Raw genomic sequence first — 25,075 nt, 5'->3', positions numbered from 1 at the left:
CCGGGTTTGTTAGAGACCGATCATTTGTTCTGTAGTGCAGGTTCAGTCTCGGCAGCAGCGTGCTGCTGCCAGTAGAGGTCCTCGATCTCTGTCGGTGGCCGGTGATCGAGTTCGCCGTGCAGTCGGGCGGTGTTGTACCAATGGACCCATTCGGCAGTCGCGATCTCGACGGCGTTCGTCGATCGCCACGGGCCCTTCCGGTAAATCAGCTCGTGCTTGTACAGCGAGTTCAGGGCTTCGGCCATCGCGTTGTCGTAGGAGTCCCCGCGCGAGCCGACTGAGGCGACGGCGCCGGCCTCGTCGAGGGCCTGGGTGTAGCGCACCGCTCGATACTGGACTCCGCGGTCGGAATGATGAATCAGGCCAGTGATGTCCTGGCCGGTCCGACGCCGCAGCCACAAGCCCATCGCGAGGGCGTCGATCGCCAGGTCGGCGAACATGCGGGTCGAGGTCTGCCAGCCGACGATCATCCGCGAGAACACGTCCAAGACGAATGCCACGTAGACCCAGCCGGCATCGGTGCGGACGTAGGTGATGTCGGCAACCCACAGCTGATTCGGCGCTGTCGCGGCGAATGCGCGGTCAACGAGATCACCGGGGTGTTCGGTCTCGGCCGCTGGTTTCGTGGTGCGCGGGAACTTCCCGCGCACCACCCCACGGATTCCCAGGTCACCGCACAATCGTTCGACCGTGCACTTCGCGACCGTTATCCCTTTGCGGGCGAGTGCGGCGCGGATCTTGCGGCGCCCATAGATACCGCCGGAGTCTTCGTAGACGTCCATGATCTGTTCTTTGAGTTCCTCGTCGCGCAGGGCGCGGGCCGATGGACCGCGGCCTCGGGCGGCGTAGTAGGTCGATGGCGCGATCGCGCATCCGGCCTCGGTGAGGGCGGTGCAGATCGCCTCGACGGGCCATCGACGGCGGTACTGGTCGATGAAATCGACGATCAGCGGCGTGGCCGGTCGAGCTCGGCCGCGAAGAAAGCCGACGCGGTCTTCAAGATCGGCGGATTCAAGCGGTCAGTGCAACGAGTCCTGTGAGATGAGGCAGTCACTGATCACAGGAGGATCCGGATGCAGGGCAAGCACGGTCATCTCAGTCGGGAGCAGAAGCGGCTGGCACTCAGGCTGCATGCGAGGGGTTGGCGGCTGGTCGACATCGCCAAGGAGATCGGCTGCAGCGCGCCGATGGTCGGGATCATGGCCCGCACCGGCAGGCACGCCGACGCCAAGCCGTTCGGCTGGGAGCCACGCCAGGGCTGCCTGACGATTGACGAGCGCGAGCAGATCCTGGTGGGGATCAATCGTGGCGACACCTTCACCGCGATCGCCGAGCACCTGGGGCGCGCGGTGTCGACCATCAGCCGCGAGGTGAAGCGCGGCGGTGGTCGCTGCGGCTACTCGGCATGGCATGCGCACGAACGCGCTCGCGATCAAGCTCGTCGGCCGAAGTCTTTCAAGCTCGCGTCAGGCCGGTTGCTCGAGGAGGTCTCCAGCCGGCTGGAGCAGTTGTGGTCCCCCGAGGAGATCGCGGCGCGCCTACGGTTGGATCACGCCGATGATCCGGAGATGCGCGTGAGCCACGAGACGATCTACCAGTCCCTGTTTGTCCAGGGCCGAGGCGAGTTGCGCCGCGAGTTGGCGCGGTGTCTACGGTCCGGAAGAGCGGCCCGAAAGCCCCGCGGCACCACTGACGGCCGCGGCCGGATCCCCGGCATGGTGATGCTCAGCGAACGCCCCGCAGAAGCCGACGACCGCGCCGTGCCCGGACACTGGGAAGGCGACCTCATCCTTGGCGAGGGCAGCCGCAGCGCGGTCGGGACGCTCGTCGAGCGATCGACGCGGATGACGCTGCTGTTGCACCTCCCAGATGGCAAGACAGCCGAGCAGGTCGAGGCAGCGATGCGCGCCGCGATCAGCAAACTACCGTCCTCGTTGGCCAGAACGATCACCTGGGACCAGGGCGCGGAGATGTCGCAGCACGCGGCGTTCACCACTGCCACGGGTATCCCGATCTACTTCTGCGATCCCCACTCGCCCTGGCAGCGCGGGAGCAACGAGAACACCAACGGCCTGTTGCGTCAGTACCTGCCCAAGGGCACCGACCTGAGCGCCGTCACCCGCGAGGAGTTGGACGCGATCCAGGACAGCCTCAACAGCCGACCGCGCAAGACTCTGGGCTATCTGACACCATCAGAGAAGCTCGCAGAGCTTCTTGCGCCCACCGCTTGAATCCGCCATCTCGTTCGCCCGCCGCAACTCCGCGTTCTCACGCTCGAGCTGACGGATCCTCTCGATATCGGAGACCGTCTCCACGCCAGGGGTTTCGGCTTGGCCCTTCTCGACGCGGCGGACCCAGTTCCGCAGAGTCTCGGGGTGGATATCGAGTTGCTTGGCGATCCGCGCCAACGCACCCGGCGCGGTCGCAGGATCGCTACGGGCATCGATGGCCATCCGCGTGGCACGGTCCCGCAACTCCTTCGAGTACTTCGATGGGCGAGGCATGAAACAAGTGTCCCTTCCGGTCAAACCTGCCTCCATCAAACCCGGGACGATTCAGTTCATCACGTGTCCTGTCCTCGGGCCCACGACTGCTGTGGGCTTCACTGTGGTGTACGCACACCGAGCCTGAGGGGTTCACCCGAACCGAAGATCCTCCGGCGATTGCTCCCCGCAATCTCGGTGCCACTCGGCGCGGAACGCGCTGGCTCTGCGCTCGCCGCCTCACATCAGTCCGTCGCTCAGTTTCCGGACTCATTCCAGAAAAGTCATGCATACTGGTCGATGTGAGCTCATCGTCGAACTACTCGGAGATGCTGCGTAGTGCTGCGCTCAGAGTCACCCGCCCCCGTCTGGCGGTGCTCGACGTGGTGCACGAACATCCGCACGTCGACACCGACACCGTCTACGGAGCCGTTCGGGCCACCCTGCCCGACGTCTCGCGCCAGGCCGTGTACGACGTGCTCCGCGCTCTGACCATCGCGGGACTGGTCCGGCGCATTCAGCCGTCGGGTTCGGTCTCCCGGTACGAGAGCAGGATCGGCGACAATCATCACCATCTCGTGTGCCGCAAGTGCGGCGCGATCGCCGATGTGGAGTGCGCCGTCGGCGAGGCTCCGTGCCTCACTCCGTCGGAGGCCCCTGGTTTCGTCGTCGACGAGGCAGAGGTCATCTACTGGGGCCTGTGCGAGAACTGCTCCACCAGCGTCAGCCCCTGATGTCGCGGCGCGGGAGCGCCGCGGAAATCAGATCATTCACCATCTTCTGGAGGGAAACTCGTGTCCGAGGACCACACAACACGCGAAAAAGAGATGAACCAGGACCAGCCACAGGAGTCGGGTGGCAAGTGTCCGGTCATGCACGACTCGATGCCGGCACCCGTCGAAGGCGGAAGCAACCGCGAGTGGTGGCCCAAGTCCCTGAATCTGAAGATCCTCAAGAAGAACCCGGCAGTCGGCGACCCCATGGGCCCGGACTTCGACTACGCAGCCGAGTTCAACTCTCTCGATCTCGCTGAGGTCAAGCGCGACATCGAAGCCCTGATGACGAACTCGCAGCCCTGGTGGCCCGCGGACTTCGGTCACTACGGCCCGTTCTTCATTCGCATGGCGTGGCACGCAGCGGGCACGTACCGCAAGCAGGACGGACGCGGCGGTGCCGGAGCGGGCATGCAGCGCTTCGCGCCTCTGAACAGCTGGCCCGACAACGCGAGCCTGGACAAGGCCCGCAGGCTGATCTGGCCGATCAAGCAGAAATACGGCCGCAAGCTCTCCTGGGCCGACCTGATCGTGCTCACCGGCAACGTCGCCATCGAGTCCATGGGCCTGCCGACCTACGGCTACGCCGGCGGACGCGTCGACGCCTGGGAGCCGGACGAGGACATCTACTGGGGCCCGGAGCAGACCTGGTTGGGCGACGAGCGCTACTACGGTGACCGCACCAGCCTCGAGGGCCCGCTGGCCGCAGTGCAGATGGGTCTGATCTACGTCAATCCCGAAGGCCCGAACGGTAACCCGGATCCGGTGCAGTCCGCACTGGACATTCGCGAGACCTTCGGCCGCATGGCCATGAACGACATCGAGACCGCCGCGTTGGCCATCGGCGGACACACCTTCGGCAAGACGCACGGCGCTGCCGATCCCGAGGTGCACATCGGTGCCGAGCCGGAAGGCGCTCCCCTCGAACAGATGGGCCTCGGCTGGAAGAACAGCTACCAGAGCGGTGTCGGTGCGGACGCGATCACCAGTGGCCTCGAGGTCATCTGGACCCCCACGCCCACCCAGTGGGACAACTCGTTCCTCGAGACCCTGTACGGGTTCGAGTGGGAGCTCTACAAGAGCCCAGCCGGTGCACACCAGTGGCGCCCGAAGAACGGCGAGGGCGCGGACCTCGTTCCCGATCCCGCCGATCCCTCCAAGCGTCGCCACCCGTCGATGCTCACCTCCGACATCGCGATGCGCGTCGACCCGATCTACGAGCAGATCACCCGGCGGTGGCTCGATCATCCCGAGGAGCTCGCAGAGGAATTCCAGAAGGCCTGGTTCAAGCTCACCCACCGCGACATGGGACCGGTCACGCGTTACCTCGGCCCCGAGGTTCCGGCGGAGCCCCTGCTCTGGCAGGACCCGATCCCGGCCGTCGATCACGAGCTGATCGGTGACGCACAGATCGCCGAACTGAAGCAGGCCATCCTCGGATCCGAATTGACTCAGGATCAGCTGATCTCGGCTGCGTGGGCGGCGGCGTCGTCGTTCCGCGTCAGTGACAAGCGCGGCGGTGCGAACGGTGGCCGTCTGCGTCTGCAGCCGCAGGCCGGCTGGGAGGTCAACGAGCCCGACGAGCTCGCACAGGTCATCCGCGTTCTCGAAGGAATCCAGCAGTCATTCTCCGGAACTGTGTCCTTCGCCGACCTCGTGGTACTCGGTGGCGTCGCAGCCGTCGAGCAGGCCGCCAAGAACGCCGGCGTCGACATCACGGTCCCGTTCACCCCGGGCCGCATGGATGCCACGCAGGAGAAGACGGACGTCGACTCGTTCTCCGATCTGGAGCCCAAGGTCGACGGTTTCCGTAACTTCCTGGGCAAAGGCCAGAAGCTGCCGGCCGAGTTCAACCTGGTCGATCGGGCAAACCTGCTCTCGCTCAGTGCGCCCGAGATGACCGTGCTCGTCGGTGGTCTGCGCGTGCTCGGTGCGAACTTCAAGAAGTCGACGCACGGCGTTCTGACCGACAAGGTCGGCACGCTCACCAACGACTTCTTCGTCAACCTCCTCGACATGGGCACCGAGTGGGTTCCCGCCGCCGAGGAGGGCATCTACGAGGCCAAGGATGCCGCTACCGGTGAGAAGAAGTGGACCGGAACTCGCAACGATCTGGTCTTCGGCTCGAACTCCGAGTTGCGCGCTGTCGCAGAGGTTTACGCTTGCGATGACGCCAAGGACAAGTTCGTCCGCGACTTCGTCGCGGCGTGGGACAAGGTCATGATGCTCGATCGCTACGATCTGGCCTGATTTCTCCATCGAACCCCATCTTCACCCCCGTACCGACTCTCGGTGCGGGGGTGAAATGGGTTCAGCGTCGGAGCCTCGGCGTCGTTGCGAAGTCTCGGTGGGCTGATCTCGTCGCCCCTACATCCTGGGTTGTTCGCCGTGGGTGCGCGACAAGTGTGGGTGGATGGCAGAGAAGCAACTTCTCGAGTTCGTCGAGACCGAGATAGCCGGGCGTGGCCGGTAGTTCGTGCCGCGAGGATGGTGGTCCTTGCTCCCGTTCAGGCCACTTTCGTGGCGTGAAGACGCTCGACAAGACCGAGAGTGAACCGGTCGATGTCCTCGATGGAGAAGCTCTCGTCACCGGTGATCACGAGCGAGGGCCGGCGCAGAAAGTGCTCGCCGCCGATCGGGACGCTCACCAGTTCCAGGGCGCGTTGGATCCATCGAACCGGCCGGATCGACGAGGCGACGTGATCGGCGAGTAGCAACGTTCCACCCGGACGCAGCACCCGCGACATTTCCGCGAGCGCGATGTCCGTGGCGGGGATGGCGCAGAGTGAGAACGTGCACACCACGGTGTCGAAGGATGCATCGGGAAAGTCGAGAGCATGAGCGTCCCCGAGCGTCAGGTGCGCATCCGGTCTGACGTCGGCGGCGCGAAAGTGTGCCTGCGCGAGCATGTCCGGACTCAGCTCGATTCCGGTCAACGATGTCCCCGCCGGGTAGTGCTCGAGATTGAGTCCCGTTCCCACTGCGACCTCGAGAACCTGGCCTCGGGCGCGACTGCAGATCCAGGATCTGGTGTCGCGGAAAAGGACTCGGTCGAGGAAGGTCATGTGCTTGTCGTAACCGGCCGCTTGCTTGTCCCAGAATCGTTGCCATCGGGCGAGACGGTGCGTCGAATCGCCGACCATCGCTCAGTGCTCCCGGCCGGGAGCGATGGGTGCCGCGGCGGTGCGTGAGGCCTCGGACTCGGGGTGCGCCGCCAGATAACGCTTCTTGACCAGCTCCGATTCCTGCGCTTTACGGGAGTTCGTGAGATCGCGGGGCAGCATGTGTCGCACGAGGCGGCGTTGCCGATTCTCTTCCATGTACGAGGCGGTGAAGAACAGCGAGAGCAGGACCGCCAGAAGCACCATGGAACCACGCAACCACAGTTCACCCGGAAAGAACATGAACACGGCGTAGATGGGAAGAAACGGAACCTGGCCGCGGATCAGGTGCCGAACCACGGCGTGATTGCCCGTCAGATCGTTGGCCACCCAGTCCGTCATGGTCGAGGGCAGAGTGCGGCCGAAGGCGTAGCCGACCCACTGCCACGGCAAAGGGCGGGTCCTGTTGCGGTTCACCGGGTCGGGGTCGCTGTGCTCTGACGCATCCCCAGCCGCTTCATCAACAGGCTGGCCGGGCACCATCCGACTGCGGAATACAGCAGCAGATTCCCGCCGACGAATGCTGTCAGGACATGCCAGCGGCGGTCGTGAAGGGAACCGGCGGCGAGGCTGGCAAGGACCATGGTGCCCGCCAGCGCGGGGACTGCGCGTTCGATACTCGGTCCGCCGGGGCCGGTGAGGGTGTCGGTGCATGACATGCGGTAGATCCTCGCTTCTCTGCGTGTGGTGCGGTCGTCCGTGCATACCCTAGGGGGTAGATACGATGATACCAGCATACCCCTGGGGGTACTGTGTTACGGTTCCTCCATCTTCCCGACCAGTAAGGGCACGATGTGAGTTCCACCGACGTTCGAACCGACGAGAGTTCTGCAGACAACTCGCCGCCAGGAATCACCGGCGGGCCGTTGGCGCGCTTCGGTGCGCGCATGGCAGGCAACTTCAAGTGGGTGGTCACCGCGTGGCTCGTGGTCATCATCGGATTGGGAGCGTTCGCCCCGTCGGTGTTCGGATCCCTCGCCGGTGCCGGGTGGCAATCCAACGGATCGGAGTCGGTCCAGGTTCGCGAACTCGCACAGGAGCACTTCGGCGGGAACTCCTCGGCCGCGATCCAGGTGGTCGTGCATTCGGACACCGAGCAGGTGACCGATCCCGCTGTCGCGGCGGTCATTTCCGAGGTCACCGACATTCTGGCCGCCGATTCGCGGATTTCCGAGGTGATCCCCCCGCAACCGGGAATGTCGATCAGCCCCGACGGACACACCGGGATCCTCATCGGTGGAGCGAACGGGACCACCGACGAGATGGTGAAGGCCGTCGACGATCTCAAAGGTGAGCTGACCGCAGCCTCCACGGACTCGATCGAGGTCTACCCGACCGGAGCATCGGCACTGTGGAGTGACTTCAACAAGGCCAACCACGACGCGATGATCAAGGCCGAAATCATCTCCTGGCCCGTCACATTGGCGATCATGGTGCTCGCGTTCGGATCGCTCGTCGCGGCAGGTCTGCCCTTGCTGTTGACTCTGGCCGGCCTCGTCGCATCCGCGGGTGGTCTGGTTCTGCTCAACGAAATCACACCGATCTCGGTGTGGGCGATGAACTTTGCGATGATGTTCGCGCTGGCGCTCGGTATCGACTACGCGCTCTTCCTCGTCGTCCGATTCCGGGATGCGCTCCGCAAGACCATCGACGCCGGACGGATCGACCCCCAGCGTGCAGTGGCAGAAACGATGGACACGGCAGGCAAAGCAGTCCTGCTGTCCGGCCTGACCGTGCTGATCAGCCTGTCCGCCGTGCTTCTGGTACCTGCACCTGCGGTACGCACGATGGCCGTGGGCATCATGCTCGCGGTGGTGTTCGTTCTCGCGGCCACCCTCACACTGCTCCCCGCAGTTCTGGGCAAGCTCGGACCGAAGGTCAATGCCGGCTCCCTCCCGTACGCGAAGCGACAGGTGCACCGCTCGCCGAAATTCGCGACCTGGGGTCAGTTGCTGCACAAGCATCCGTGGCCGTTCGCCATCGGCTCCCTGCTGATTCTGGTGGCGCTGTCGATTCCGGCACTGGGTCTCAAGGTCGCCATGCCGTCCATTTCGGTTGTCCCCGAGGACGCTCCGGTCCGCCAAGGCTACGAACTGGTGCAGGCACAGATGGGCGAAGGCGCACCAGGCATGCTGCAGATCATCGCCCCCACGGCGGAGGCAGAGCAGACCGCACAGATCGCAGCGAGCGTCGACGGCGTATCGATGGTGACGCCGCCCATGCCCGCCATGGACGGATCCGATTACGTCATGCTGCAGGCCATCCCGAACGTGGACCCGTCGGACCCCGCACTCGAGACCACACTCGACGCCTTGCGCGCCGAGCTGCCCGAGGGAGCGATCGTCGGCGGTGCACCCGCGGAGAACCTGGACCTACAGACCGCGTTGAACGAGTACCTGCCGATCGTGGTGTCGGTGATCCTCGTGCTCGGATTCCTGCTGCTGCTGATCGCGCTCCAGGCACCGCTGATCGCCCTGCTGGGGACCGTGGTCAGCCTGCTGTCCACCGGCGCAGCATTCGGTGTGGCGAAGCTGATCTTCCAAGACGGTCACGGGGCGTCGCTGCTCGGATTCACCCCGCAGGGATTCCTGAACGGTTGGGGCCCGGTGTTCTTCTTCGCGATGATCTTCGCAATCGCGATGGACTACACGGTGTTTCTGCTGTCGAGCGTCAAGGAACACTACGAGAACACCGGTGATCCGCACGGTTCTCAGGTCGACGGAATGGCGCATTCGGGTCGGGTGATCTTCGCGGCCGCAGCGGTGATGATCGCGGTGTTCTTCTCGTTCGCGCTCGCCGAACCACTGCCACCCAAGGAGATGGGCATCATTCTGGGTGTCGCCGTATTGCTGGACGCGATACTCATCCGCTTGGTTCTGCTGCCGGTGCTCCTGCGCCTGACCGGCCATGCCGCATGGTGGTCACCCACGTGGCTACGAGCAGTACTACCCAAGATCGGCTTCTCGCACAGCTGAGACGCTCGCACAGTCGAGATGCTCACCATGGTGGTGGCCGATACCGTCCGGCGTCGGCCACCACGACCACTCTTACCCCTAGGGGTAACCTGGAGTTTCATCGAACGAAGGACTGAACGACATGACCGGTGACACCGAAAGCATCGCGTTGGTACTGAACCGTCTGCGGCGTGCGCAGGGTCAGCTCGCAGGAGTGATCTCGATGATCGAGAGCGGCCGTGACTGCAAGGACGTCGTCACCCAGCTGGCCGCGGTGTCGAAGGCTCTCGACCGGGCAGGCTTCAAGATCGTCGCCACCGGACTCCGTGAGTGCATCACCGGGGCGGAAACAGGGGAGAAGATGAGCGAAGCGGAGCTCGAGAAGCTCTTTCTCGCCCTCGCCTGACAACGGTCCGATCACCCCCGCATCGATGCACGGGGGTGATCGGACCGAGGCAGGACAGCCGGTTCGAGATGGGGTGCTCGGGCCCGCGACGTGTCAGCTCCTGCGCGCTGGACCGGGATGCTCGGGTGGGCGGGTGAACACCACACGAGCCCAGAGAACGGTGGACAGCAGGGCTGCCACCGCCCCCAGATACAGGCCGATCGATGGACCCGCCACCGTCGCGGTCGGTGCCAGTGACTGCCGAGCCCAGATCGCGAGCACACCGAACACCGTGGTGACACCGTTGCCCGCCAAAGCCAGAGCGGCCCACCGAAAACGCCGAACCAGACGCGCGATCGAGGCCGCTACGACGGTGAACGTGAGAGTGAATGCGGTGAACAGTGTCGCCAACACACCCGCTGATTCCGCGTCGGCGCTTTCGGTGCGCAGAAGAACGTCGTACCCGTGTGCGCCGCCGGTGTGCGGAAGCACCACTCCGAGCACGGCCGCCGACACCAGAACGAGCAGATACGGGGTGACCCGGGTGATCACCACCTCCGGTATCACGCGTCGTTCGATGGCCTCGAACACCGACCGATAGTGGCTCAGGTCGCCCTCGCGGTCGTAACTGTGCGGCGGTCGACCGTTCACGCTCGGCCGGTGAGAATGGCATTCCAGTACAACGCCGGCAGTCCGCGTCTCTTGAGGAACCACATGTCGCGGCGTTCGCGGGTGGTGTCGATCAGCGGTATCGAGGGAGCCGGCTGCATCGTGTAGTCGAACTCGGCCAGAAGCATCGTCTTACGAGAGGTGGTCAAGGGGCAGGAGGCGTACCCGCCGTACTGTGCGGTCAGTGGACGGCCGGCGATGCTCGCCTGCAGGTTCTCGGCGACCACGGGTGCTTGCTTGCGGATGGCGGCACCGGTCTTGGAATTCGGTGACGATCCGGCGTCACCGAGGGCGAAGATGTTGTCGAATCTGTTGTGACGCAGTGTGTTCTTGTCGATCTGGACGTATCCGGCTGGATTCTCGGGGTCCGCTATGGGGCTGGCCTTGATCCAGTCCGGTGCAGATTGGCGCGGTACGACGTGGAGCAGATCGTAGGGTAGCTCGTCGGTGGTACCTGCACTGTTGTCGGTGATCGTCACCGACCGGCCGTCCGGATCGACAGCGGTGACTTCGCTGTTCTTGCGCACCTCGATGCCGTAACGCGCCACGACTCGTTCGAGCTCCTCGGCGAACACCGGTACCCCGAACATTCCGGGTGTGGGCAGGACGAGGACAACTCGGATGGCATCGAGCACGCCCTGCTCGCGCCAGTAGTCGGCCGCGAGGTACGCGATCTTCTGCGGGGCACCCGCGCATTTGATGGGGCCGGAGGGCATCGTGAACACGGCGGTGCCCGACCGCATCTTTTGAATCATCTGCCACGTCTTGGGTGCGAGATCGTAGCGGTAATTGCTCGAGACCTGCGGGGTGTCGATCGATTCGGCCATGCCGGACACCGAATCCCAGTCGAGCTGGATGCCGGGGCACACCACCAGGTGGTCGTAATGGATCGTAGTTCCCGAGGAGGTGCTGACCGTCTGGGCATCGGGGTCGACCCCCTCGGCGCGATCCTTGATCCAGCCGACGCCCTGGGGCATCACCGACGCCTCGCTGCGCGCACTCTCCGAGGCCGGGGCGCGGCCTCCACCGACGAGCGTCCACAAAGGTTGGTAATAGTGGGTCTCTGCCGGCTCGATGATGCCGATGTCGGTCATTCCTGCTCGCCGCAAACGTGCCGCGAGCGAAATACCGGCGTTGCCTCCGCCGATGATCGCGACTTTGTGGTCGATGGTGTGCGCGGACATGTGGTCCTCCTGTTCGAGACACGAGCTCGGTGAGCGCTGTCTCGATTTCGGTTGATGCCGGGTGGTTCAGCTCGACGTCGGTGTGGGCGCGAGCCGTGTGGTCACAACATTGGTGGTCATTGAAGCCAGGTGCACTGCATCCACAGCAGTCGTGCTGGAAGGTCATTCCGGCGTTCGAGCAGGTGGTGCAAGGACACGTGCCGAGGTGTACGTCGCCCTCTCCTTGATTGATCGTACGGATGTACGTACATTATGGAAGAGGTTAGTCGCCAATACTGACAAACGCCACACTCGGGACGAATGAAATTTCCTCGTCCGCCCCGAGTCGGTGAGTGCCGGACGGCTGAGGAGGACGTGATGATCGGCAACCACTGCGATGTCGCTGTGAGTCGTTGCGCCTCGCTGGATCAGTCGGTTGCGATGCCCCTGGTCGCCCAGTGGAATGCCGCCCACTTCACCTCCACCCCGCAGGAATCGGAACCGTGCACCTCGCCGCACAGAACCTCCTGAAATACCCCACGGGGTACCATGAATTCTGAGACCTGTACGAACGCCACCACGATCGACAAGGAGATTTCGATGCTTCTCGAACGCATCTACGACGAAGACCTCGCCCAAGCCGGATACTTCATCGGCTGCCAGGCCAAGGGAGAGGCAGTGGTGGTCGACGCCCGCCGCGACATCGGTGTGTACCTGGACCTGGCCGATCGACATGGCATGACCATCACCGCCGTCACCGAGACCCACATCCATGCCGACTACCTGTCCGGCACCCGCGAGCTGGCCAAGGCCACCGGCGCGACCACCTACGTCTCAGGAGAGGGCGGCGACGACTGGCAGTACGGCTTCGAGGCCGAACGCCTCCACGATGGCGACACGCTGGCTCTGGGCAACATCACCGTGCAAGCCGTTCACACGCCCGGTCATACCCCGGAGCACCTCTCGTTCCTGGTGACCGACGGCGCCTTCGCCGATGCTCCGGGATACATGTTGACGGGCGACTTCGTCTTCGCCGGCGATCTCGGCCGCCCGGACCTACTCGACGAAGCTGCAGACGGTGTCGACACCCGTTTCGAGGGTGCCAAACAGATCTTCCGCAGTCTGAAGCGGTCGTTCGTCACGCAGCCGGATCATATCCAGGTCTTTCCCGGTCACGGTTCGGGCAGTGCCTGCGGAAAAGCTCTCGGCGCGCTTCCGTCGACCAGCGTCGGCTACGAACGCCGTTTCGCTTGGTGGGCCGGGTATGTCGAGCGCGACGACGAGCAGGGCTTCGTCGACGAGATGCTCGACGGTCAACCGGATGCACACGCCTACTTCGGCCGGATGAAGCGTCAGAACAAGCAGGGCCCGGTCGTTCTCGGGCCACTCTCTCCCTTGCGCGAGTACGACTCCGCAGAATTGGCACGCGCCCTCGACTCCGACGAGGTCGTCCTCCTCGACACCCGCGGCCAAGATGAGGTGCACGCCGGCGCTGTCCCCGGAGCGCTCAACATCCCCGGCATCGACAAGGCAGCCTCGTTCGGTGCCTGGGTCTACGACCCCGAACGAGAGGACACTCCACTGGTGGTGCTCGCCGAGGACCACGCCGTCGCCGACGAGCTACGTGATCACCTGCTGCGGGTCGGCATCGATACGGTGACCGGGTACGTCACGAGTCTACGAGGGCTCCCCATGACGACACCCGAGACGATCGGTGCGGACGAGCTGGATTCGTTCGACCCGGCAATGGTGCTGGACGTGCGCAACAAAACCGAACACGCCGACGGCCACATACCTGGCTCCGAACAGCTCAGCGGTGGCCGATTGCTGTGGAACCTCGACGGACTGCCCACGGGCGGTCCGATCGTGACTTATTGCCAGAGCGGCGTCCGTAACGCGGTCGCAGCCAGCGCCCTGCGCCGCGCCGGCTACCGAGTTGTCGAACTCGAGGGCAGCTACGCCGCCTGGGCCGAGCGCAACCTCGAAACAGTCTGATCGAACCCGCCCGAATCGGAGGCGGTCGTGCAGTCCGCCCCCGGTTCGGTCCGGTGCTCGCCCTGTCGGCTCGCTGCGCCACCGACGGTAGAGCAGGCCCCGGGCGAGCAGCCCCCGGGCGACACTCCTGATCCGGCACCGACTGGCCTGATCCGGGACCGACTGGGAAGCGAAACGATGACGCTCGCTACGCGGGCGGATTCACCAGGTTCGGCGCGATCTCCACCAGGCGCTCGTTCGTGGTGGGAAACAACTTTTCTCGAAGCAAGCATTGTCTCGTTGTGTGTCGGCGACGCCGACGGATGGTTTCTCGGGGACGGGGGGAGCTGCGGTCCCCGAGATCCTCGGTCGACATCGCTTCGACGCGTAGAGAGCATCACTGCCGTCCGTACGGATGTACGTACATTTGTTGTACAGTGGCCCCGAGGGTCAGCAGCCGGCGGCTCGAATTCGGATTCCGACACAGATCGACAGGAGGGCCTCTGATGGTTGAACCCGATCGCAGCGCCGCGCTCGACCGCTCCAGTGCGATGCCGCTGTGGGCGCAACTGCATGCCGATCTGGTCCGCCGAATCGGTGACGACGAATTCGCCGGCTCCGAGTTCCCGGGCGAGCATGCGTTGACGACGAGCTACGGGGTGAGCCGTCACACCACCCGCGAGGCCCTGCGGCACCTGCGGAACGAAGGAATCTTGATTGCAGAGCGTGGCCGGCCTTCTCGGTTGGCGGCTCCGCCGGTGATCGAGCAGCCACTCGGTGCGCTCTACAGTCTCTTCGCTGCCGTGGAAGCCACGGGTGTTGCTCAGCACAGCGTGGTGCGTGCACTCGAACTGCGGACCGACCCCGCGGTGGCCGCTACCTTGCAGGTCGGTCCCAAGGCTCCGCTGCTCTACCTGGAGCGCATCCGTATGGCAGGGACCATGCCGTTGGCTCTCGACCGTGCCTGGTTGCCGGGGGAGCTGGCACGCGACCTCCTGGATGCGGACTTCACTCACACGGCTCTCTACATCGAGCTCGAGAAACGCTGCGGCATCCGCCTGACCGGTGGCCGCGAGGACGTCACTGCCGTCGTGCCGGATCCGGAGGATGCGGCAGCACTCGAACTCGACTCGAAGACCGCGGCGCTGTCGATCCGCCGCTTGGGCTGCATGAATTCCCGGCCGGTGGAGTTGCGGCACACAGTGATTCGAGGAGATCGGTTCACCGTCTCGGCCACGTTCTCACCGAGCGAGGGCTATCGCTTCGTGCCGGCCACGCCGCTGCACGCCCTGTAAGCACCCACTGATCCAAGGAGCGTTGTTCATGACTGGAGCACCACCGGAAGCCGATCCGGCCGCCGCATATGCACTGATCGCCGAATCGGGAGCCATCCTGATCGATGTCCGCGAGGACGACGAATGGGCTGCCGGCCACGCCCCGGACGCCGTCCATGTACGCCTCGGCGATCTCGATCCTGCTGCCTACCCTCCTGAGCAGAAATTGGTCGTGGTGTGCCGGTCGGGCGCTCGGTCGAGCAAAGCTGTCGCGGCCCTCACCGATGCCGGTCGTACAGCGCACAATCTGTCGGGCGGAATGAAAGCGTGGCACGAAGACGGCCGCCCTGTGGTCCGTGATGACGGCACCCCCGGCGCAGTGATCTGACATGGTCGCCACCCTGGCGATTGCAGTTGCCGCAGGGATTCTCATCGGTCTTTCCCTCGGCGCGCTCGGTGGTGGGGGATCGATACTGACTGTTCCTGCCCTGGTGTATCTCCTGGCGGTCGAACCGCAGTCGGCAACGAGCGCCTCGTTGATCATCGTCGGAATCACCTCGATCATCGCGGCCATCAGTCATGCGCGAGCACGGCACGTTCGGTGGCGGGCAGCGGCAGTGTTCGGAATTCTGGGCTCGGTCACCGCCTTCGGTGGATCGATCCTCAACCGATCGGTCGACCCGCAGATCTTGCTGCTCGCGTTCGCGGCACTGATGATCGTCGCCGCCGGTGCGATGCTGCGCCGCACCCGGCGTGGACACGATGCCGACCTACCGACACCGAACCCGGCCGAGACCGCGGGAACACGCCCGGGTGCCGTTGCGGTCGCCACCAAGCCCGCGAAAGTGAAGATCACCACGTCGCAGGTAGTCAAGCTGGTCGCTTCCGCGCTCGTCGTCGGCTTCCTCACCGGGTTTCTGGGAGTGGGCGGCGGCTTCCTCATCGTCCCCGCCCTGGTTCTGGCACTGGGCTACTCGATGCCCGTCGCGGTCGGAACGTCGCTGGTGATCATCTCCATCACCAGCGCGGGAGCCTTCACCGAACGCCTCGGCACAGGTGCCACCATCCCGTGGGAGATCGTCGTACCGTTCACCCTCGCGGCCATCGCCGGATCGTTCGCAGGAAAAGCCATCAGCGACAAAGTCTCTGCCACCACACTCACCCGTAGCTTCGCAGCCCTGTTGCTCGTCGTGGCCGTCTACGTCACCGTCCAGGCCTCCATGGCCCTGTAACGCACATCGTTGTGCATCACTGAGCCTATTTCTGCGCATGCAAATGCGGGCGCATCCCACACCTAGTTCGAGGAAATCGTCGATGACCGCACTGATTCCCCGCCCTGAGGCGGCCAGGCCGTATCCGATGCGTCACGAGCCGAAGGGCTCGACGCTGTTCCAATTGGTGACCACCACCGATCACAAGACGATCGGGAAGATGTATCTGGTCACCTCGTTCGGGTTGTTCCTCATCGGCGGGTTGATGGCGCTGCTCATGCGCACCGAACTCGCCGTACCGGGGTTGCAGTTCCTGTCCAACGAGCAGTACAACCAGCTGTTCACCATGCACGGCACGATTATGCTGTTGCTCTACGCCGTCCCGGTCGCGTACGGATTCGCCAATTACATTCTGCCGCTTCAGATCGGGGCACCGGACGTCGCGTTCCCGCGGCTCAACGCGTTCGCGTACTGGCTGTACGTGTTCGGATCGCTGATCGTGCTCGCCGGGTTCATCACCCCGGGAGGTGCCGCGGACTTCGGATGGACCGCCTACACCCCACTGACGAGCGCACTGCATTCCCCCGGCGTCGGCGCCGACCTGTGGGTACTGGGGCTGATCCTGTCCGGCTTGGGCACGATCTTGGGCGCGGTCAACTTCATCACCACCGTGGTGTGCCTGCGCGCACCCGGCATGACGATGTTCCGGATGCCGGTCTTCACCTGGAACATGCTCGTGACCTCGGTGCTGGTATTGCTGGCGTTCCCGACCTTCGCGGCCGCGTTGGCCGGGCTGGCCTTCGATCGACACTTCGGTGGTCACGTGTTCGACCCGGCGACCGGGGGAGCGGTGCTCTGGCAGCACCTGTTCTGGTTCTTCGGCCATCCCGAGGTCTACATCGTCGCGCTCCCGTTCTTCGGCATCGTCTCCGAAATCTTCCCGGTCTTCAGCCGCAAACCCATCTTCGGCTACAAGGGTCTGATCTTCGCCACCCTCGGCATCGCAGCGCTCTCGATCACGGTGTGGGCGCACCACATGTACGCCACCGGAGCTGTTCTGCTGCCGTTCTTTTCGTTCATGTCCTTCCTCATCGCCGTGCCGACCGGGGTGAAGTTGTTCAACTGGATCGGCACCATGTGGCGAGGACAGGTCACCCTGGAAACCCCGATGCTGTTCAGCATCGGATTTCTGATCACATTCCTGTTCGGCGGACTGACCGGTGTGCTGCTGGCCAGCCCCCCCGATCGATTTCCACGTCACCGACACCTACTTCGTGGTGGCTCACTTCCACTACGTACTGTTCGGGACCATCGTCTTCGCCACCTACGCCGGGGTGTACTTCTGGTTTCCCAAGATCACCGGACGCATGCTCGACGAACGCCTCGGCAAGTGGCACTTCTGGACGACGTTCGTCGGGTTCCACATGACGTTCCTGGTCCAGCACTGGCTCGGCAACGAAGGGATGCCGCGCCGCTACGCCGACTACCTGCCCTCCGACGGATTCACCACCTTGAACCTGATCTCCTCGATCGGAGCGTTCATTCTCGGGCTGTCCACGCTGCCGTTCGTATGGAATGTGTTCAAGTCCTACCGATACGGCGAGGTCGCCACCGTCGACGATCCGTGGGGCTACGGCAACTCTCTCGAATGGGCCACCACCTGCCCACCGCCCCGCCACAATTTCACCGAAATACCTCGTATCCGTTCCGAGCGGCCGGCGTTCGAGCTGCACTACCCTCATATGGTCGAACGCATGCGCACCGAAGCCCACGTCGGGCTGACGGGCCACACCGCCGCTGTGCGGGCACCCTCCGAAGTGATCGCCGACGGCGTCGAAGAGGGCACCGCCAGCGGGACCTCAGGGGAGAGACGGTGACGAGCGCGCGGAGACGGCGCTCGACAGGTGCCGCTGTCCTGGTACCGGGACGGGTGTCTTACGCGATCGCGGTCGCCATGGGGTTCTACGTGCTCGCGCTGATCCTGGTGTTCACCTTCCTCGTCCCTCGACTCTCACCCGGGTCAGCGACCGCTGTCACCGCTGCCGTGGTGGCCGGCTTCGCGGTGCTGCTGATGGCGGCGATGATGTTCGCAGCCCGCACACCGCTGCATCCTGCAGCGGTATCCGTGGTCCGGGACACCGCGGCGGACCGAGAGGACGACATCGTCGAGGGGTGGGCGGTGGTCCTGGGCACCGACATCGATTCACGACGGGTGGAACTGGAAGTGACGGTGCCCGGGTCCGGAACGTACCAGTGCGATGTGCGTGCAGAACGGTCGACCGGCCGCGCACTGGTGACCGGTGCCACCATTTCGGTGTGGGTCGATCCTCACCATCGCCGATCGTTGACCTTGGTCGGGGTCGGGGTCGGTCCGAGCATCGACGACGATATGTCCGGGAACGGGAAAAGCTGATCGAGCAACCTCGCCTGCACCCCGCGGCGGCGAAAGCCACTCCAGGGTCGCAGACGTCGATCGTAACTACCCTCGACTGCCCGCCGGACGGCTGGCTGTGCCGGTGACCGACGCGAGTGTGCCTGCGCGACATCGACTTTCCCGCGACGGAGCCCCCGCTTGCCGGCGATGGCGAGTGTGGTCGTGGTGTTGCACCTGATCGGGTGGGGGCTGTTCGTTCACTACGATGCGGACCTGCGTATGCACGGTCTGGCCGGTCGGCGCGCTGCGACGGGCGAGACCACGAAGAACGACGACTCGGGTCGCAGCCCTGGCAAGACCAGGGCTGCGGACCGCGATCTACTTCTTGGAGAACATGCGGGAGAACAATCCCGGTGACTTCGGATCGGAGTCGTGCCCCTTGCAGCGATTGGACGCCGGAACGCCCCGCATCACCTGATCGACGTGTTGACCACATCCCGCCCACGTCGTTTTCCCGCACTTCTTGCACGTGACAGCCCTGCACATGAGTCTCTCCCTCGGTCGACAATTCACTTTCAATATACCCTATGGGGTATCTTTTTCCGGGTGTCGGGGATGATCGGTCATCGCGGCGGGGGTCCGCCCAAGTGGGCGACGTCGTAGACGAACTGTTCGGGTACCGCGCTGGTCCACGGCCGCAGGCCGAGTGCGGTCTTGATACCGATCAGGGCCTGTGCGATGGGTGGGCACCGGCGACACTGCCGCAGGTGCGTATCGATGCGGGCCGACGCGTCGACATCGAGACGCCCGTCCAGGTAGTCCGATGCCGCGGCGAGTGTGCGCCGGCACGCCTGGGAGTCGTTTCGCGGGTGTGCGGGACCGTCGTCGAGGGCGCGTAGCAGCTTCACCCGTGCACGGTGGATGCGCTTGTACACCGCTGCGGTGGTGAGCGCGCCGACCGCACCGATCTGTGTCGCCGTCCAGCCCTCGCCGTCGTGCAGTGCCAGGACCATTCGATCCTCGACGGTCAACGTCGCCAGCGCCGCTCGCACCGTGGATCGATCGCTGAGCGCCTGCGCGACCGTCTCGGGGTGCTCGAGGTCGCTGATCGATACATCGATGTCGCCCGTGCCCGATGGTTCGGTGCGCTGAGTCTCCGCGCGTGCGGCCACATCGCGGGCACGGTTGATCGTGATCCGGTAGAGCCACGTCGTGAGCGCCGATTCGGATCGAAACGTTCTCCGGTTGCGCCATGCGCGTTCGAGGACGTCCTGCACCAGATCGTCGGTATCGGCCGGTGATCGTGTCATCGCGGCTGCGAAGCTACGAAGAGTCGTGCCCTGGTCGATCAGATCGCGCGCGAAGCGCTCGTCGTATGCCGCGCTGTCGAGGTCGGGGCTGGGGTAGGGTTTGGCTGTTCGCGCGAGGAGCCGTGGATCGGTCCACTTCGGCGTTCTCGCCCGTCCAACAGTGAAAGTCCCTCTACAGAACTGGAATCATCATGTCGTTCGTCGAATTCATGCGCAGTACTGCCGGGCGCGCACTGCGTATCGTGGTGGGAATCGCTCTGATCGTGGTCGCCGTCGTGCTCGGCGGTGTCGGGGGCATCGTGGTGGGAGTGATCGGCGGTGTCTTCGTGCTGACCGGGGTGATCAACGTGTGTCTGCTCGGTCCGTTGTTCTCCGTCGATCTTCGAGGTCGTCCCAAGACGTCCTGAACGGGGTGTGCGGGCGGGCAGCTCAGAAATGGGGGATCACCTTGAATGCGGTGTACCCGTCGCTGCTCTGGGCCAATGCGACACCGTTCGAGGTCACTGCTGTCGGTGCGGCGCTCGGTGATGTGCCGGTGACGCGGCCGGAGGTCGCATCGATGGCAGTCACCCGCGAGTCCGACGCGCCGTAGACGATGCCGCCGACCAGAGAGAAGCGGTCGGCACCGGGAAATTGATCGGCGGTGAAACCTCGGGTGCCGTACTGCTCGAACAGGACAGCGATGCCGTCGTCGGTGAGGTCTGCGGTGGTGATCATCGTCGCCCCGCTACTGCTGTCGGCGGTCATCACCATCGGACTGCGGCTACCGCTGATCCATCGGAGCTCGGCATCGGAGAGGCGATAGACCGCCTGGATCGGTTCGGGACGGGTCGGGATCGTCCATGCCACGACCACTGCATTGCCGGCGGTGGCGACGAATCGTGCGGTCCCGGGGATCGCTGCGGGGGGCGGGGTGAGGGTGTCGGTGGACCAGGCGGTGTTGCCGGTGTCGGCGGTCACGATGCGCGCTGTGTCGCCGTCGACGGTGACCGCGTATCCACCGGATTCGGAGATCGCACCCGTCAGGTCGGTGCGGTGTCCGTCGGTCGCCGAGATGGCGGCCACGGCCGCGGGCTTTGCTGTCTGCGAGCAGTCGGCGTCGATCAGCAGTCCGGACCCGGTCAGGCAGCCTGCAGCGGAGACCGGGCCCCATACGAGGTCGCCGGTGCGGGTATCGCGGGCGGTCACCGTGGCCGGTGCACCCGAACCGGGATCATCGATGTCCTCGGTGATCAACAGCTCACGGTTGTGTGTGCTCGTCACCGCGAACTCGTCGCGATCGGCGGGTACGTCCACGCCGAATCGTGGTGTGCCGGTGTCGTCGAGTACCTGCACCCGGTGCGAACCGGATGCGTCCGAGGAGTCGACGACTCCGACGAACCCGTCCTCGACGATGTGAGGCTGCGACAGGAACGGGATCGACCACAGGGCCGTGTCTCCGAAGCCCGGCGGCGGCGCGGCCGGCGACGACGGATGTGCCGCCGGATCGGTGCCCGTGGTGTCGGGAGCAGGTGAGGAACTGCACCCCGACGCCAGCGCGACGGCGCACAGTGCAACGGTCCCGATCACCGCCGCCGCTCTGCCGATACGGTGCGCACCCATCTATGCGGTGGTGCTGTCTCCGCCGAGTGCCATGATCGCGCTCTGCAGCAGTGCAGTGGCCCGGTCGGCGACCTCGGCCAGGCCCGCTGCATCCGAGAGCCCCACCATCACCTGGGGGTTCATCGCTTCGACGATCGTGCTGCTGCCATCGGCCCGCACCACCACGTTGCACGGCAGCAGCAACCCCACCTGCCGATCGGTGTCGATCGCAGCCTTCGCCAACTGCGGATTACACGCTCCGAGGATGACGTAGCGTTCGATGTCGGCGTCGATCTTGCTCTTCAACGTCGACTGCATGTCGATCTCGGTGAGCACTCCGAATCCCTGTTCGGCGAGTGCCTCACGGGTTGCGTCCACGGTTTCCTCGAACGGCATGTCCACGCGGGTACCGATGGCCAATTCGGTCATAGTTCGTTCGGTTCCTTTCGATCGGTTCGGGTGCCGGTCACCCGATGGTCGGTGCACGGGTGAGCAGGCGTCGCCCGGTCATGCTGCGCAGGACGCGGAGGTGCAGTCGCGTTTGCGCCATCGCACGATCACCGCTGCTGTCAGCATTGCCAGGGACACCCCGGCAAGGATGGGTTGTATCGGTGCCCACAACCCCAGTGCACCCGAGGTGCCGAGCGCAAGAAGTACCAGCTTGTTGCACACCGGACACCCGACGGCGAAGAAAGTCAGGACCACACCGAGAGCGGCGGGTGTGCCGGTCCGCTCGACCTGCGCGGGTTTGTCGATCCCGAACCACAGTGCGGTCAACAGGGCCGTGGCCAGCAGAACCGGAAGCTCCCACGCCCGCACCGGCACCTCACGGCCGAAGACCGGCGTGTCGATGATGTCGGTGGGAATGCCCACCACCAACACCGTGACCACACCGGCGACTGTGCCGCGCAGTACCCGCGCCCCCCAACCCCGGAAACGATCGGACTCGGCGATCACCCCGTCACCGGAACGGCCGGCAGCATCGACGTCGAGACGGTCGGAGGTGGCGGGCTCTGTCATCGGCTGGGATCTCCTACGAGGTGTAGTTGTGTGAGTAGGGTGACACTGTGAGGCTATACCCAGATGGGTATCGCTGCCAGTATCCGACTGCCGAAAGGTATTGCATGACTTCGACATCTCGCTCCACTCGCCGCCGCGACATCGTGCTCCTGGCCATCGCCGTCGTGGTGGCGGCCGTGCTCGTGGGAGCTCTCGTACTCGGAACGACCGGTGGCGACGAGCAGTCGGAGGCGGCACCGGACGCCGGGTCGAGCAGCGCGAGCGGACCGCCGGTGATGGGACCGCTCGGCGATCTGGCGCACCGCGAGCCCGATGATCCGATGGCCCTCGGCGACGTCGACGCCCCGGTGGTGATGATCGCCTTCTCGGACTTCCGGTGTCCGTTCTGCGCCCAATTCAGCCGGGACACCGAGCCGCAGCTGATCGACCGATACGTCGACACCGGCACCCTGCGCATCGAATGGCGAGACCTACCCATTTTCGGGCAACAATCGTTCGACGCCGCCCGGGCCGGACGCGCCGCCGCCGCCCAGGGCAAGTTCTGGGAGTTCACCCGCGCCGTCTACGCCGATGCTCCCGAAACCGGTCACGCAGACCTGACACTGGAGTCGCTGCAGAGCTACGCGCAACAGGCCGGGGTACCGGATATGGCTCGGTTCACCGCCGACGCCACCGGCACCGCATTCGACGCCGCGATCACCGCCGACTCCACCGAAGCGCAGTCGCTGGGTATCCCGGCCACTCCGGCGTTCTCGGTCAACGGAGATCCGGTTCTGGGCGCGCAACCGTTCTCGGAATTCGTCGATCTGATCGACGCGGCAGCCGGCGCGTAGGGCGGCACGATGTCGCAGATCGGACTTCTCGGAGCATTTCTCGGCGGGCTGCTGGCACTTCTCAGTCCATGCTCGGCCCTGCTACTTCCTTCCTTCTTCGCGTACGCCTTCGACGGGGCCGGCAAGCTCGCCGGCCGCACCGGGATCTTCTACCTCGGGCTGGCAGCGGTCTTGGTGCCCCTCGGTGCTGGAGTCGGGGCCATCGGCTCGGCGATCACCCGGTATCGCGAGGTCACCACGATGATCGGCGGCGTGGTCATCATCGCCCTCGGAGTGATGATCATCGTCGGTCGCGGCTTCGCGCTGGGGTCCGCTCAGAGAGCAGCCGCGCGCATCGACGTCTCCTCCACCGGATCGGTGTTCGCCCTCGGCGCGGTCTACGGGCTCGCAGGGTTCTGCTCGGGACCCCTGCTCGGCGCGGTCCTGACCGTTGCCGTCGCCGGCGGTCAGGCCGTATACGGCGGAGTGCTCATGGCACTCTACGCAGCGGGGATGGTGATACCCCTGTTCGTGCTGGCGCTGGTCTGGGACCGATTCTCGCTCGGATCACGAACGTGGCTGCGCGGCAAGGAAATCAGCATAGGACCGCTGAAAACGCACACGACGTCTCTGATATCGGGGGTGCTTTTCATCGGTATCGGAGTGCTGTTCCTGCTCACGGAGGGCACAGCGAACCTCGGCGGCGTCATGGGGGTCGACAGTCAGTACTCGCTGCAGGTCTGGATCAGCGACGTGGCCGGCGCGGTACCGAACACCGCAGTGCTCCTGATCGCAGTGCTGGTGATCATCGCAGTCCTGACGGTGCGCATCGTCCGTGGTCGAGACCGCGACACCGCAGCCGAGTCCTCCGAGCTCGGTGAACGCGAGGACCGAACTCTCTGAGACGGTGTGCCTACGACACTGGAGCGGGGATGTGACGTCAGGTGTAGAGCTGTGACCATCCATCTCGCTGACGTCGAGCGAGATGGAGCACTGCAGCGGGAACCATTTCGACACCCATCAGCAGATCGTCGTCACCGAGCCCTCTGCCCTCCAGACTGTTGCGGCATGCTTTCACCGTGATGGAGGCAGAGTCGATCAACGCCCGCATCTCCAGGGAGATATCCGAACAGCGCAAGGCCGCATCGAGGCCCGGTCCGAAGCACACGACTTCGATCGTCACCGGCTCTGTCGCAGCATCGAGAAGGTTGTGGATCGCTCGCACCACGGCGGTGGGTGTGGTGTTCACCGCGAACACCACGCGCAGGGGAGTGGGATGATCGGTCACGTGAAGGTTCCGTTCTTCAGATCGCGGTGAGCTGCGGTGCCCCAGGGCTGTGCGTGGAGAAGGACATCGATGGCCCGACCCTCGCCGACCGGGCGGACCAGGTGTCCCAGTTCGCGGACCTGCAGTCCGCTCGCGGCGCGGGCGAGGTCGTCGATGGCGGGCAGGATCGACGGATCGGGTGGGCCCCCGACGCCGTGAGTGAAGTTCTCGAGCGCATGGCCGAGATACAGCAACCGTCCGCTCGGTGCGAGCCAACTCGCTGCACCGGCAATGACGGCGACCAACTCGTCGACCGGTAGATGCAGGAAGCCGATGGCCACCAGATCCACCGGTTCGGATGGTTCCCAGGTCCGGGCGTCGGCGACGGTGTAGTCGATCGCCCGATCCTCGCCGCCGCTGCGTGCCAATTCGATTGCCACAGAAGAAAAGTCGACAGCGCGCACTGTCCAGCCCGCGTCGGCCAACCATCGAGCGTGGCGGCCGTCTCCGCAGCCCAGGTCGATCGCCCGGCCCGGCGTCAGCTCCGCGAACCGCGCAGACAGGGCAGCCGCCGGGGCCGAGCCCCACGGATGCTCGACGCTGCTGTAACGCGCATCCCACTCAGATGAATCCATCTACGCACATTCCTCCAAAACACGGGCCG

The 25,075-nt window shown here is 64.9% G+C and carries 25 protein-coding genes and 2 pseudogenes; 14 read left to right on the top strand and 13 right to left on the bottom strand.

Annotated features, from left to right (window positions below; genetic code table 11):
* Positions 1-20 precede the first annotated feature (20 nt).
* Positions 21-1,003: pseudogene (locus ACZ5QD_RS13215) on the bottom strand (IS3 family transposase); the annotation flags it as partial.
* A gap of 70 nt (positions 1,004-1,073) precedes the next feature.
* On the opposite strand from ACZ5QD_RS13215, the gene ACZ5QD_RS13210 reads away from it, so the two are divergent.
* On the top strand, positions 1,074-2,231 hold the full coding sequence (locus ACZ5QD_RS13210) for an IS30 family transposase (protein ID WP_006896665.1): 1,158 nt from the start codon (positions 1,074-1,076) through the stop codon (positions 2,229-2,231).
* On the opposite strand, the gene ACZ5QD_RS13205 is transcribed toward ACZ5QD_RS13210, so the two are convergent.
* Positions 2,193-2,504, bottom strand: coding sequence for a transposase (locus tag ACZ5QD_RS13205; protein ID WP_278127090.1), 312 nt, complete (start codon positions 2,502-2,504; stop codon positions 2,193-2,195). The two genes, ACZ5QD_RS13210 and ACZ5QD_RS13205, sit on opposite strands and share 39 nt — an antisense overlap.
* Positions 2,505-2,812: 308 nt before the next feature.
* Here ACZ5QD_RS13205 and ACZ5QD_RS13200 point away from each other — a divergent pair, with 308 nt between their 5' ends.
* Both ACZ5QD_RS13200 and katG read left to right on the top strand, forming a co-directional pair.
* Positions 2,813-3,217: a Fur family transcriptional regulator gene (locus ACZ5QD_RS13200; RefSeq protein WP_006898181.1), complete on the top strand. Its 405-nt coding sequence runs from the start codon at positions 2,813-2,815 to the stop codon at positions 3,215-3,217.
* Positions 3,218-3,310: 93 nt separating this feature from the next.
* Positions 3,311-5,506 (top strand): catalase/peroxidase HPI, encoded by a 2,196-nt coding sequence (gene katG / locus ACZ5QD_RS13195; protein WP_039868156.1) that lies wholly within the window; start codon positions 3,311-3,313, stop codon positions 5,504-5,506.
* A gap of 257 nt (positions 5,507-5,763) precedes the next feature.
* Here katG and ACZ5QD_RS13190 read toward each other — a convergent pair whose 3' ends face one another.
* Genes ACZ5QD_RS13190 through ACZ5QD_RS13180 form a run of 3 tightly spaced genes read right to left on the bottom strand, consistent with a single transcriptional unit; the run spans position 5,764 to position 7,076 of the window.
* Complete coding sequence (locus tag ACZ5QD_RS13190) at positions 5,764-6,399, bottom strand: class I SAM-dependent methyltransferase (protein ID WP_151097334.1); 636 nt, start codon at positions 6,397-6,399, stop codon at positions 5,764-5,766.
* Between the two features lie 3 nt (positions 6,400-6,402).
* Positions 6,403-6,810, bottom strand: coding sequence for a DUF5313 family protein (locus ACZ5QD_RS13185; protein WP_006898185.1), 408 nt, complete (start codon positions 6,808-6,810; stop codon positions 6,403-6,405).
* Between the two features lie 20 nt (positions 6,811-6,830).
* On the bottom strand, positions 6,831-7,076 hold the full coding sequence (locus ACZ5QD_RS13180; RefSeq protein ID WP_006898186.1) for a YgaP family membrane protein: 246 nt from the start codon (positions 7,074-7,076) through the stop codon (positions 6,831-6,833).
* Between the two features lie 228 nt (positions 7,077-7,304).
* Here ACZ5QD_RS13180 and ACZ5QD_RS13175 point away from each other — a divergent pair, with 228 nt between their 5' ends.
* Both ACZ5QD_RS13175 and ACZ5QD_RS13170 read left to right on the top strand, forming a co-directional pair.
* Positions 7,305-9,392, top strand: a complete 2,088-nt coding sequence (locus ACZ5QD_RS13175; protein ID WP_233500148.1) for an MMPL family transporter — start codon at positions 7,305-7,307, stop codon at positions 9,390-9,392.
* Positions 9,393-9,513: 121 nt separating this feature from the next.
* Positions 9,514-9,777 (top strand): metal-sensitive transcriptional regulator, encoded by a 264-nt coding sequence (locus tag ACZ5QD_RS13170; RefSeq protein WP_006898188.1) that lies wholly within the window; start codon positions 9,514-9,516, stop codon positions 9,775-9,777.
* Positions 9,778-9,870: 93 nt separating this feature from the next.
* Here ACZ5QD_RS13170 and ACZ5QD_RS13165 read toward each other — a convergent pair whose 3' ends face one another.
* On the bottom strand, positions 9,871-10,407 hold the full coding sequence (locus tag ACZ5QD_RS13165) for an Rv2732c family membrane protein (RefSeq protein ID WP_006898189.1): 537 nt from the start codon (positions 10,405-10,407) through the stop codon (positions 9,871-9,873).
* Positions 10,404-11,609, bottom strand: a complete 1,206-nt coding sequence (locus ACZ5QD_RS13160; protein ID WP_006898190.1) for an NAD(P)/FAD-dependent oxidoreductase — start codon at positions 11,607-11,609, stop codon at positions 10,404-10,406. Before ACZ5QD_RS13160 ends, ACZ5QD_RS13165 begins: the two co-directional genes overlap by 4 nt.
* Positions 11,610-12,188: 579 nt before the next feature.
* On the opposite strand from ACZ5QD_RS13160, the gene ACZ5QD_RS13155 reads away from it, so the two are divergent.
* From ACZ5QD_RS13155 to ACZ5QD_RS13130, 6 genes and pseudogenes are all read left to right on the top strand, one after another.
* Positions 12,189-13,583, top strand: a complete 1,395-nt coding sequence (locus ACZ5QD_RS13155) for an MBL fold metallo-hydrolase (protein ID WP_006898191.1) — start codon at positions 12,189-12,191, stop codon at positions 13,581-13,583.
* A gap of 485 nt (positions 13,584-14,068) precedes the next feature.
* Positions 14,069-14,857, top strand: coding sequence for a GntR family transcriptional regulator (locus ACZ5QD_RS13150; RefSeq protein ID WP_006898192.1), 789 nt, complete (start codon positions 14,069-14,071; stop codon positions 14,855-14,857).
* A 28-nt stretch (positions 14,858-14,885) separates the two neighbouring features.
* A complete protein-coding gene (locus tag ACZ5QD_RS13145) occupies positions 14,886-15,224 on the top strand; it encodes a rhodanese-like domain-containing protein (protein ID WP_006898193.1) in 339 nt (112 codons plus the stop codon).
* A gap of 1 nt (position 15,225) precedes the next feature.
* Entirely contained in the window at positions 15,226-16,068 is an 843-nt protein-coding gene (locus ACZ5QD_RS13140) for a sulfite exporter TauE/SafE family protein (RefSeq protein ID WP_006898194.1), read from the top strand.
* Between the two features lie 82 nt (positions 16,069-16,150).
* Positions 16,151-17,924: pseudogene (gene ctaD, locus ACZ5QD_RS13135) on the top strand (aa3-type cytochrome oxidase subunit I).
* 53 nt (positions 17,925-17,977) lie between these two features.
* Complete coding sequence (locus ACZ5QD_RS13130; RefSeq protein ID WP_081598160.1) at positions 17,978-18,460, top strand: hypothetical protein; 483 nt, start codon at positions 17,978-17,980, stop codon at positions 18,458-18,460.
* 584 nt (positions 18,461-19,044) lie between these two features.
* On the opposite strand, the gene ACZ5QD_RS13125 is transcribed toward ACZ5QD_RS13130, so the two are convergent.
* Positions 19,045-19,731, bottom strand: a complete 687-nt coding sequence (locus ACZ5QD_RS13125; RefSeq protein ID WP_006898200.1) for a sigma-70 family RNA polymerase sigma factor — start codon at positions 19,729-19,731, stop codon at positions 19,045-19,047.
* 191 nt (positions 19,732-19,922) lie between these two features.
* Here ACZ5QD_RS13125 and ACZ5QD_RS13120 point away from each other — a divergent pair, with 191 nt between their 5' ends.
* Positions 19,923-20,138 carry a YgaP-like transmembrane domain gene (locus ACZ5QD_RS13120; protein ID WP_006898201.1) on the top strand — a complete coding sequence of 72 codons (216 nt, stop codon included), beginning with the start codon at positions 19,923-19,925 and terminating at the stop codon, positions 20,136-20,138.
* A 22-nt stretch (positions 20,139-20,160) separates the two neighbouring features.
* On the opposite strand, the gene ACZ5QD_RS13115 is transcribed toward ACZ5QD_RS13120, so the two are convergent.
* From ACZ5QD_RS13115 to ACZ5QD_RS13105, 3 genes are all read right to left on the bottom strand, one after another.
* A complete protein-coding gene (locus tag ACZ5QD_RS13115) occupies positions 20,161-21,333 on the bottom strand; it encodes a PQQ-binding-like beta-propeller repeat protein (RefSeq protein WP_006898202.1) in 1,173 nt (390 codons plus the stop codon).
* The gene (locus ACZ5QD_RS13110) at positions 21,334-21,741 is read right to left on the bottom strand and encodes a DUF302 domain-containing protein (RefSeq protein WP_006898203.1); all 408 of its coding nucleotides are present in this window, start codon (positions 21,739-21,741) and stop codon (positions 21,334-21,336) included. It abuts the gene before it with no gap.
* 78 nt (positions 21,742-21,819) lie between these two features.
* Entirely contained in the window at positions 21,820-22,332 is a 513-nt protein-coding gene (locus ACZ5QD_RS13105; RefSeq protein WP_006898204.1) for a hypothetical protein, read from the bottom strand.
* Positions 22,333-22,436: 104 nt separating this feature from the next.
* On the opposite strand from ACZ5QD_RS13105, the gene ACZ5QD_RS13100 reads away from it, so the two are divergent.
* Positions 22,437-23,165: a DsbA family protein gene (locus ACZ5QD_RS13100; RefSeq protein ID WP_006898205.1), complete on the top strand. Its 729-nt coding sequence runs from the start codon at positions 22,437-22,439 to the stop codon at positions 23,163-23,165.
* Positions 23,166-23,174: 9 nt separating this feature from the next.
* A complete protein-coding gene (locus ACZ5QD_RS13095) occupies positions 23,175-24,047 on the top strand; it encodes a cytochrome c biogenesis CcdA family protein (protein WP_006898206.1) in 873 nt (290 codons plus the stop codon).
* 37 nt (positions 24,048-24,084) lie between these two features.
* Here ACZ5QD_RS13095 and ACZ5QD_RS13090 read toward each other — a convergent pair whose 3' ends face one another.
* Together ACZ5QD_RS13090 and ACZ5QD_RS13085 are read right to left on the bottom strand one after the other, a co-directional pair.
* Entirely contained in the window at positions 24,085-24,393 is a 309-nt protein-coding gene (locus tag ACZ5QD_RS13090) for a DsrE family protein (RefSeq protein ID WP_233500149.1), read from the bottom strand.
* 35 nt (positions 24,394-24,428) lie between these two features.
* A complete protein-coding gene (locus ACZ5QD_RS13085) occupies positions 24,429-25,046 on the bottom strand; it encodes a class I SAM-dependent methyltransferase (RefSeq protein ID WP_006898208.1) in 618 nt (205 codons plus the stop codon).
* Positions 25,047-25,075 lie beyond the last annotated feature (29 nt).

It is taken from the genome of Gordonia sp. J1A, from assembly GCF_055393515.1.
This window is presented reverse-complemented; position numbering and strand designations above follow the sequence as displayed.

Excerpts from the sequence above, each read along its gene's own strand:
- ACZ5QD_RS13210 (WP_006896665.1), top strand. The coding sequence starts at position 1,074 with ATGCAGGGCAAGCACGGTCATCTCAGTCGGGAGCAGAAGCGGCTGGCA.
- ACZ5QD_RS13205 (WP_278127090.1), bottom strand. The coding sequence starts at position 2,504 with ATGCCTCGCCCATCGAAGTACTCGAAGGAGTTGCGGGACCGTGCCACG.
- ACZ5QD_RS13200 (WP_006898181.1), top strand. The coding sequence starts at position 2,813 with ATGCTGCGTAGTGCTGCGCTCAGAGTCACCCGCCCCCGTCTGGCGGTG.
- katG (WP_039868156.1), top strand. The coding sequence starts at position 3,311 with ATGAACCAGGACCAGCCACAGGAGTCGGGTGGCAAGTGTCCGGTCATG.
- ACZ5QD_RS13190 (WP_151097334.1), bottom strand. The coding sequence starts at position 6,399 with ATGGTCGGCGATTCGACGCACCGTCTCGCCCGATGGCAACGATTCTGG.
- ACZ5QD_RS13180 (WP_006898186.1), bottom strand. The coding sequence starts at position 7,076 with ATGTCATGCACCGACACCCTCACCGGCCCCGGCGGACCGAGTATCGAA.
- ACZ5QD_RS13175 (WP_233500148.1), top strand. The coding sequence starts at position 7,305 with ATGGCAGGCAACTTCAAGTGGGTGGTCACCGCGTGGCTCGTGGTCATC.
- ACZ5QD_RS13170 (WP_006898188.1), top strand. The coding sequence starts at position 9,514 with ATGACCGGTGACACCGAAAGCATCGCGTTGGTACTGAACCGTCTGCGG.
- ACZ5QD_RS13160 (WP_006898190.1), bottom strand. The coding sequence starts at position 11,609 with ATGTCCGCGCACACCATCGACCACAAAGTCGCGATCATCGGCGGAGGC.
- ACZ5QD_RS13155 (WP_006898191.1), top strand. The coding sequence starts at position 12,189 with ATGCTTCTCGAACGCATCTACGACGAAGACCTCGCCCAAGCCGGATAC.
- ACZ5QD_RS13150 (WP_006898192.1), top strand. The coding sequence starts at position 14,069 with ATGGTTGAACCCGATCGCAGCGCCGCGCTCGACCGCTCCAGTGCGATG.
- ACZ5QD_RS13145 (WP_006898193.1), top strand. The coding sequence starts at position 14,886 with ATGACTGGAGCACCACCGGAAGCCGATCCGGCCGCCGCATATGCACTG.
- ACZ5QD_RS13140 (WP_006898194.1), top strand. The coding sequence starts at position 15,226 with ATGGTCGCCACCCTGGCGATTGCAGTTGCCGCAGGGATTCTCATCGGT.
- ACZ5QD_RS13125 (WP_006898200.1), bottom strand. The coding sequence starts at position 19,731 with ATGACACGATCACCGGCCGATACCGACGATCTGGTGCAGGACGTCCTC.
- ACZ5QD_RS13120 (WP_006898201.1), top strand. The coding sequence starts at position 19,923 with ATGTCGTTCGTCGAATTCATGCGCAGTACTGCCGGGCGCGCACTGCGT.
- ACZ5QD_RS13115 (WP_006898202.1), bottom strand. The coding sequence starts at position 21,333 with ATGGGTGCGCACCGTATCGGCAGAGCGGCGGCGGTGATCGGGACCGTT.
- ACZ5QD_RS13110 (WP_006898203.1), bottom strand. The coding sequence starts at position 21,741 with ATGACCGAATTGGCCATCGGTACCCGCGTGGACATGCCGTTCGAGGAA.
- ACZ5QD_RS13105 (WP_006898204.1), bottom strand. The coding sequence starts at position 22,332 with ATGACAGAGCCCGCCACCTCCGACCGTCTCGACGTCGATGCTGCCGGC.
- ACZ5QD_RS13100 (WP_006898205.1), top strand. The coding sequence starts at position 22,437 with ATGACTTCGACATCTCGCTCCACTCGCCGCCGCGACATCGTGCTCCTG.
- ACZ5QD_RS13095 (WP_006898206.1), top strand. The coding sequence starts at position 23,175 with ATGTCGCAGATCGGACTTCTCGGAGCATTTCTCGGCGGGCTGCTGGCA.
- ACZ5QD_RS13085 (WP_006898208.1), bottom strand. The coding sequence starts at position 25,046 with ATGGATTCATCTGAGTGGGATGCGCGTTACAGCAGCGTCGAGCATCCG.